Here is a 7134-nt window from a genome sequence, read left to right on the forward strand (position 1 = left end):
GGGAGTTTCATAACATCATGTTCCTTCGATAAGGGGTAATCCAAAAATTCTGAATTATCTATATTTTAGCACATTGTTATAAAAACACAAGCTTTTTAATAGATTTTTTATAAAAAATTAGGTTAACCCATTTGACTAAATGCATGTTCAACAGCTTCAAGTGTTTGGTCAATATCCTTCTCTGTGTGAGCTGTTGTTAAGAACCATGCTTCATACTTCGAAGGTGCAAGATTAACCCCTGAATCTAACATTAGTTTGAAAAAGCGAGCAAACATTTCTCCATCAGTATTTTCGGCTTGTTCATAATTTGTAATTTCTTCATGAGTGAAAAATACGGTTAGCATTCCTTTTAGGCGATTGATTTTAACAGGTAGACCATATGTCTTAGCGTGTTTTAAAATACCTGATTCAAGCTTTTCCCCAAGGCGGTCCATTTCGTCATATACACCATCTTGTTGTAATACTTCTAAACAAGCAATTCCAGCTGCCATCGAGGCTGGATTACCAGACATCGTTCCTGCTTGATAGGCTGGGCCTAATGGTGCGACTTGTTCCATGATGTAGGCGCGTCCCCCGTATGCACCTATAGGCAGGCCACCACCAATAATCTTGCCCATCGCGGTCATATCAGCCTGAACCCCTGTTAATTCTTGCGCACTTCCATAGTGAAAGCGAAAAGCTGTAATTACTTCATCAAAAATTAACAAGCTATCATTTTTATGAGTTAATTGTTTAACTTCTTCTAAAAATCCAGGTTTCGGTTCAACTAGACCAAAGTTACCAACGATTGGTTCAACTAAAACAGCAGCAATCTCATCGCCGAATTTATTTAATGCTTCTTCAAAGGGCTTAATATCATTAAATGGGACCGTAATAACCTCTTGTGCAATGTTTTTTGTCACACCTGCTGAATCTGGACTACCTAATGTCGAAGGACCAGAACCTGCTGCAACTAAAACTAGATCAGAGTGACCATGGTAACATCCAGCGAACTTAATTATTTTAGTTCGGTTCGTATAAGCCCTTGCAACACGGATTGTTGTCATAACCGCTTCCGTACCGGAGTTCACAAAGCGCACCTTTTCTAAAGAAGGGATTGTTTCAGTTAACATTTTCGCAAATTGATTTTCTAATTTAGTTGGTGTTCCATAAAGTACGCCGTTTTCTGCAGCGTTAATAATGGCTTTTGTAATATGTGGGTGAGCATGTCCAGTAATAATCGGACCATATGCACCTAAGTAATCAATATACTGATTACCATCGACATCATAAAAGTGAGCCCCTTTACCTTTTTTCATAAAGACAGGTGTACCGCCACCTACTCCTTTAAAGGCTCTTGAAGGTGAGTTAACGCCACCTACAATTAAGTCTTCAGCTTCTTTGTATAAAGTCTCTGATGTTTGTCTATTCATATTCATTCCTCCATGTATGAAACAATTCTGTATAATTATTCTATCACATGATAATGGATATATTTCATGGACGAGTACTTCAAATCATATGATGAAGTAAAGTTAATAGTCAAAGTAGGGGATAAGTATGGGGGTACATTTTTTCTCATTGTTTTTTGTGACGGTTGTATTATCGGGTAGTTTATATATATTTTCTCGTAATTATAGTGAAGTAAGGGGGTCCTTTTCTAAAGAGCTCTTTAGTGCTTTTATCGCTATTTATTTTATATTAATGCTTGGATTTGCGCTAATTTATTTTATATTGGCAGAGATGGGCTTTATTTTATTACAAGGAGAGTTGTTACAAAGCGGGACGTCTGTTGAACGTTTTTGGCATGCGATTTATTTTAGTGGTGTGACGTTAATGACGATTGGTTATGGTGATATTACACCAGTTGGAATTGGACGTGCAGTCGCATTATTTGAGGCGTTTATCGGTTTTTTACTACCAGCGGCCTTTTTCTATAAACTATTTAAATAAGAATATGATTTGTCAGATGAGTGAATGTTCGGTAATCTTAAGATAAAAGTGTTTAGGAGGAATGGAAAAATGACAATTGAAGTAGGCAAACAAGCACCAGATTTCACTTTACCGGCTAGTAATGGTGAGAGTGTTTCATTATCTGATTTTAAAGGTAAGAATGTCGTTTTATATTTCTATCCGAAAGATATGACACCTGGTTGTACAACTGAAGCCTGTGATTTTAGAGATAATCATGAAAGCTTTAAAGAATTAGATGCGGTTATTCTAGGTGTTAGTCCGGACCCAGTTGATCGTCATGAGAAGTTTATTGAGAAGCATGATCTTCCATTTTTATTGTTAGCTGATGAAGAGCATAAAGTAGCAGAAGATTATGATGTATGGAAATTTAAGAAAAACTTTGGGAAAGAATATTACGGTATTGAACGCTCTACATTTATTATTGATCAAGAAGGTCATTTAGTAAAAGAATGGCGTAAAGTTCGTGTGAAAGATCACGTTGAAGAAGCTTTAGATTATATTAAAGAAAACTTATAAAGAACTTTTGAGTAAGGGGCAGCTTTAAGCTGTTCCTTCTATACATAAGGAGAGGTACTGTGAAAATCGTAACAAGTTGTAAAGTTAAAGAATCAATAAAAAATCATTTAACAGAAGCGTTTAACGAAGTCAGTTTCAAATGGTATGAGACCATTGATGAGGCAGAAAATGATTTAAAAGATGCCGATGCTTTAATTACGTATGGTGAAGATTTAACAGATACTCATATTGAACAAGCCGAGCACTTGAAGTGGATTATGGTCATTTCAGCAGGATTGGATGAAATGCCGTTTAATAAAATTGAAGAAAAAGGAATTCAAGTTACCAATGCTAGAGGTATTCATGCGATTCCGATGGCTGAGTATGTCATTTCTATGATTTTACAAGTGAGTCGTCAAGCAAAAGAATTAATGAAACAGGAAGAAGAGCATGTTTGGGACCGCTCGGTAAAAATGGAAGAAATAACAGGTAAAACGATGCTCGTTGCTGGTACGGGTGCGATAGGGCAAGAGGTAGCAAGGCTAGCTAAAGCTTTTAGCATGGAAACAATAGGTGTATCACAAAGTGGAAAACTTAAAGAACACTTCGACCGCTGTTATACGAATGATGAATTAGGCTCTTTACTAGGTGAAGCGGATTTTATTATTGGTGTGTTACCAGCAACAGAAGAGACAGAGCATTTCTTTAGTGAAAATGAATTTCAACAAATGAGAGAAGATGCCATATTTTTAAATATGGGGCGTGGTAAAACTGTTGATGAACAAGCGATGGTTGAAGCATTAAATCATAACGAGTTTAGTCATGCTGTTTTAGATGTGTTTGAAGAGGAGCCATTAAGTGATGATAGTCCATTATGGGATTTAGCTAATTGTACGATCACACCACATTTATCAGGCATTTCAAGACATTATCAGCCACGCGCCTTTGAAATTTTTGAAGAGAACTTAAAAAGTTTATTAAAAAATGGTGAGTTAGTTAAAAATATAATTGACCCAAAGAGGGGGTATTAAAGTGAGAATCTACACACGCTCTGGTGATAAAGGAGAAACATCTTTAATTTATGGAAAAAGGGTAAAAAAGAATGATTTACGCGTTGAAGCGTATGGAACTTGTGATGAGACAAACTCTATGATTGGGGTTGCGAGAAGCCATTTAAGTAATGAGGATTTTGAAGGAAAAGAAGCGGTTATAGAAGCATTACATCAAGTACAAACAATCTTATTCCATGTTGGTGCAGAACTTGCAACACCTAAAGATCAGGAAGTCATGTGGAAATTAAAGAAAGATCATATTGAAGCTTTAGAGAAGCAGATTGATGATTGGGATCAAACGCTTGAACCGTTAAAAAATTTCATCCTACCTTCTGGCCACCCAAGTGCAGCGGCCTTACACACAGCTAGGACAATTGCTAGAAGAGCCGAAAGAGCGGCAGTTGCAATTGGTGAAGAATTAGAGAATGAGCGAGTTGTTTCATATTTAAATCGTTTATCTGATTTCTTATTTGTAGCTGCACGATATGTCAATCAATCATTAGGTGCAGAAGAGTTACCATTAAAAACGGACGTATAAACAGATTCCCATTGGCATATAAATTGACAAAATAACTTCTAAGGATTTACACTATTTATAAAGATTATTATTTAATAATATTATTTGAGTTGGAAAGAGAGGTGCATGGCGGTGTCTGAAGTGAGAATGCAAGAAGCGTTAGCAACTTTGAAATCGTCTGGTGTTAGAATCACACCACAACGTCATGCAGTGCTTGAATATCTCATGCACTCGATGAACCATCCAACAGCGGATGAGATTTATAAAGCACTCGAAGGGAAATTTCCAAACATGAGTGTCGCGACAGTTTATAATAACTTACGTGTATTTTTAGATATTGGCTTAGTTAGAGAATTAACATATGGGGATGCCTCAAGCCGATTTGATTGTAACACGACAGACCATTATCATATTATTTGTAACTCATGTGGGAAAATTGTCGACTTCCATTACCCAGCTTTAGATGAAGTTGAACAACTAGCTGAACAAGTAACTGGGTTTAATGTAAGTCATCACCGTTTGGAAGTGTACGGTACATGTACAGATTGCCAAAATACTAGTAGGCATTAAAAGAAGGAGCTGATCTTAAAAGGTCAGCTCTTTTTTGTTATATTTGATTAACAAAAAAGAAAGCTGTTGATTCAGCTTTCTTTTTTCTGTTCCTTTATATAATTTTTGGAATTATATTTTTCATCAAATTCCTTACCTTCTAAGTCCTTATCAAGAGTTAACGGCTGTTTACAAAACATACACGCATCAACTCGCCCTAACATTTTTGTACTTTTACCACACTCGGGACATTGTATTGGTACAGCTTTTGTTGATAGCATGCCAATCCAGAAGTAAATGACAGTACTTAAGCCGATCGCAACGACACCTAACATCATAAAGACTAACATTAACCATTCTGTGTTACGGAAAAACAGACCAATGTACATAATGATCATACCAGCAAAAATAAGACCTAACGCTACTGATCTTATTTTATTGATTTTATTACTATATTTTAAGGCCATTTTTAGTACCTCCTTTTATTAAACTATAAATTCTATTATTACCATCATAATGAACTAAGACAACTGAAGTATAGCATAATTTTTGTGACATGTATGTGAAGTGAAAGGATTTTTGAAAGTTTTGTCGAAATATATGAATTAGAGTAAGTTTAGGAGGAAATGAAAATGGAAGATGTGTTACGTCCAATATATCAAGAAAGAGCAAGTAGTTCTAATACATTGGGTATATTATTGTTGGAGAAAGTTGATAGTAATAACACGGTAACGGATCAGTTTGATTGTATTTTATTAATAATTGTAAAAGAAGCTCATGAAAGCTGGTATGTAAAACATTATGAGTTTGATGGAAAGAAAGCAGCTATGCACATAGTTACAGAAGAATTATTAGTTGAATGGATTGAAACTAGTGGGTATCGTAAAGTTGTTGAATGGTTAACCAGAGGGAAAATAATTTTTGACCGTAATGAATACTTAGCTGAATTAAAGTCAAAGCTTCGCGACTTCCCGGAACAAACGAGAAAACTTAGAAAAGCAATTGAATTTGCAAAACTAGTTAGATCTTACCGTGAATGTAAAGAACTATTTGAAACGAAACACTATTTAGATGCTAATAGCTTAATGATCCGCTCATTACATTACTTAGCTCGATTAGCAGTTTTAGAAAAAGGCTTTCATCCAGAAATCATAGTATGGCATCAAGTTAAACGAATAGACCCTGAAGTTTATAAACTATACCATGAATTAATTGAAAGTGAAGAACCAGTCGAAAAACGTATAAAGTTAATGATGTTAGCAAGTGACTTTGCCATTCATTCAAGAGCATTGCAAGGGGCAGAACATTTATTAGAAATCATGAACCAAAAAGAGGAACCTTGGACGTTTGGAGATTTAAAAATACATCCTGAAATTAAACATTACACATTAGATCTTTCTATATTACTAGAATACTTAGTAGAAAGAGAGATCGTAGAAACAAAGTTATTAGAGACTAAAGGGAAAAAAGTCTTTCACCGTTGTTACCTAATTAAACAATAATAATAGAAAATCCGAACGATTCATCGTAAATGAATTCTTCGGATTTTTACGTTTCGATATCGGTACATCAAAAAAGCTTAAGCGCTGATAAAAGGGCCCCGAGCGCTGATAAAATAGTCGGAACGCTGATAAAAGTATCTGAGCGCTGATAAAGACCCCCCGAGCGCTGATAAAATGAGCAACTCAGGGCAAAAGCTCAACTTACACAAGGCATCAAGTTAACAAACTTCCTCCTCTTTTAAGGGTATGCCACTTATGTGGGGTTGCTTTATTGTGATAGAGTTTGTTCATAATAAAATTCTTCTATAATAAATGAGTTGTTTTAGAGTTTAACTTATTTTTGTATTGTGTTAAGCGTAAGTGTGACTTGTCACCGGTCGATTAACACATATGCCCTTAGTAAATCTGCAAACAATTTGTTGAGGACCTAAAATCCATCACGGTAAATGGAAGTACGTCTTCTTTGGGGGAGACTCGTCGTAAAATTAAGTACAGATGCTATGGAAGCCTGCTCTTGTGGCTAACATCCACTCTAAATCGCCAAGGGCAGTTGGGAAGTATCTACCTATAGTGAATAATAATGGACTTTAAGATAGGTTGAACAAAAGGAAAAAAAGTCCAGTTAATTTGTTTGTGAAAATTATTGACGGGTAAAATATATACATGCTATATTTATAAACGTCGCATTGAGAGAGACATCTTAAATAAACAGCTAACCAAGTAAGTGAGCTAAGCGACAAAATAGTTATTGACTTAAGAGTCAAAACTTGATATATTATAAGAGTCGCTTTTTTGCGAGCGACACAAAACAACAAATGTGTTCAAACATTTCAAAAAAGTTATTGACTTGATACCTTTTAAATGTTAAATTAGTTGAGTCGCTTTTTTGAGGTGGCGCACAACAACAACACAAAAGTTGTTAATCAAAAATATAAAAAGTTGTTGACGAAATGTTACTGGCTTGTTATATTAATAAAGTCGCTTTTTGAAGCGGCGCACTTCGAACCTTGAAAACTAAACAAAATAGCCTGTCGTCAATTCTAGTTTTCTTCTTATTGACTTGTAG

The 7134-nt window shown here is 35.4% G+C and carries 8 protein-coding genes; 6 read left to right on the forward strand and 2 right to left on the reverse strand.

What is annotated here, in order from left to right; genetic code table 11:
- Positions 1–122 precede the first annotated feature (122 nt).
- Positions 123–1412 carry a glutamate-1-semialdehyde 2,1-aminomutase gene (locus ABDZ63_RS00720; protein ID WP_343781098.1) on the reverse strand — a complete coding sequence of 430 codons (1290 nt, stop codon included), beginning with the start codon at positions 1410–1412 and terminating at the stop codon, positions 123–125.
- A gap of 127 nt (positions 1413–1539) precedes the next feature.
- On the opposite strand from ABDZ63_RS00720, the gene ABDZ63_RS00725 reads away from it, so the two are divergent.
- From ABDZ63_RS00725 to perR, 5 genes are all read left to right on the forward strand, one after another.
- Positions 1540–1932 (forward strand): ion channel, encoded by a 393-nt coding sequence (locus ABDZ63_RS00725; protein ID WP_343781099.1) that lies wholly within the window; start codon positions 1540–1542, stop codon positions 1930–1932.
- Positions 1933–2001: 69 nt separating this feature from the next.
- A complete protein-coding gene (bcp, locus tag ABDZ63_RS00730) occupies positions 2002–2469 on the forward strand; it encodes a thioredoxin-dependent thiol peroxidase (RefSeq protein WP_343781101.1) in 468 nt (155 codons plus the stop codon).
- Positions 2470–2528: 59 nt separating this feature from the next.
- Positions 2529–3479 carry a D-2-hydroxyacid dehydrogenase gene (locus ABDZ63_RS00735; protein ID WP_343781103.1) on the forward strand — a complete coding sequence of 317 codons (951 nt, stop codon included), beginning with the start codon at positions 2529–2531 and terminating at the stop codon, positions 3477–3479.
- 1 nt (position 3480) lies between these two features.
- Positions 3481–4038: a cob(I)yrinic acid a,c-diamide adenosyltransferase gene (locus ABDZ63_RS00740; RefSeq protein ID WP_343781105.1), complete on the forward strand. Its 558-nt coding sequence runs from the start codon at positions 3481–3483 to the stop codon at positions 4036–4038.
- Between the two features lie 105 nt (positions 4039–4143).
- Positions 4144–4587: a peroxide-responsive transcriptional repressor PerR gene (perR, locus tag ABDZ63_RS00745; RefSeq protein ID WP_343781118.1), complete on the forward strand. Its 444-nt coding sequence runs from the start codon at positions 4144–4146 to the stop codon at positions 4585–4587.
- A gap of 71 nt (positions 4588–4658) precedes the next feature.
- On the opposite strand, the gene ABDZ63_RS00750 is transcribed toward perR, so the two are convergent.
- Positions 4659–5033, reverse strand: coding sequence for a YgzB family protein (locus ABDZ63_RS00750; RefSeq protein ID WP_343781106.1), 375 nt, complete (start codon positions 5031–5033; stop codon positions 4659–4661).
- Positions 5034–5198: 165 nt separating this feature from the next.
- Here ABDZ63_RS00750 and ABDZ63_RS00755 point away from each other — a divergent pair, with 165 nt between their 5' ends.
- Positions 5199–6068, forward strand: coding sequence for a nucleotidyltransferase-like protein (locus ABDZ63_RS00755; RefSeq protein ID WP_343781107.1), 870 nt, complete (start codon positions 5199–5201; stop codon positions 6066–6068).
- Positions 6069–7134 lie beyond the last annotated feature (1066 nt).

Origin of the sequence: Alkalibacillus silvisoli, assembly GCF_039521975.1 — a bacterium.
Lineage (GTDB): Bacteria > Bacillota > Bacilli > Bacillales > Alkalibacillaceae > Alkalibacillus > Alkalibacillus silvisoli.

What these genes read in the sequence shown, in the direction of transcription:
- ABDZ63_RS00720 (WP_343781098.1), bottom strand. Translation starts at nt 1,412, where the DNA reads ATGAATAGACAAACATCAGAGACTTTATACAAAGAAGCTGAAGACTTA.
- ABDZ63_RS00725 (WP_343781099.1), top strand. Translation starts at nt 1,540, where the DNA reads ATGGGGGTACATTTTTTCTCATTGTTTTTTGTGACGGTTGTATTATCG.
- bcp (WP_343781101.1), top strand. Translation starts at nt 2,002, where the DNA reads ATGACAATTGAAGTAGGCAAACAAGCACCAGATTTCACTTTACCGGCT.
- perR (WP_343781118.1), top strand. Translation starts at nt 4,144, where the DNA reads ATGGCGGTGTCTGAAGTGAGAATGCAAGAAGCGTTAGCAACTTTGAAA.
- ABDZ63_RS00750 (WP_343781106.1), bottom strand. Translation starts at nt 5,033, where the DNA reads ATGGCCTTAAAATATAGTAATAAAATCAATAAAATAAGATCAGTAGCG.
- ABDZ63_RS00755 (WP_343781107.1), top strand. Translation starts at nt 5,199, where the DNA reads ATGGAAGATGTGTTACGTCCAATATATCAAGAAAGAGCAAGTAGTTCT.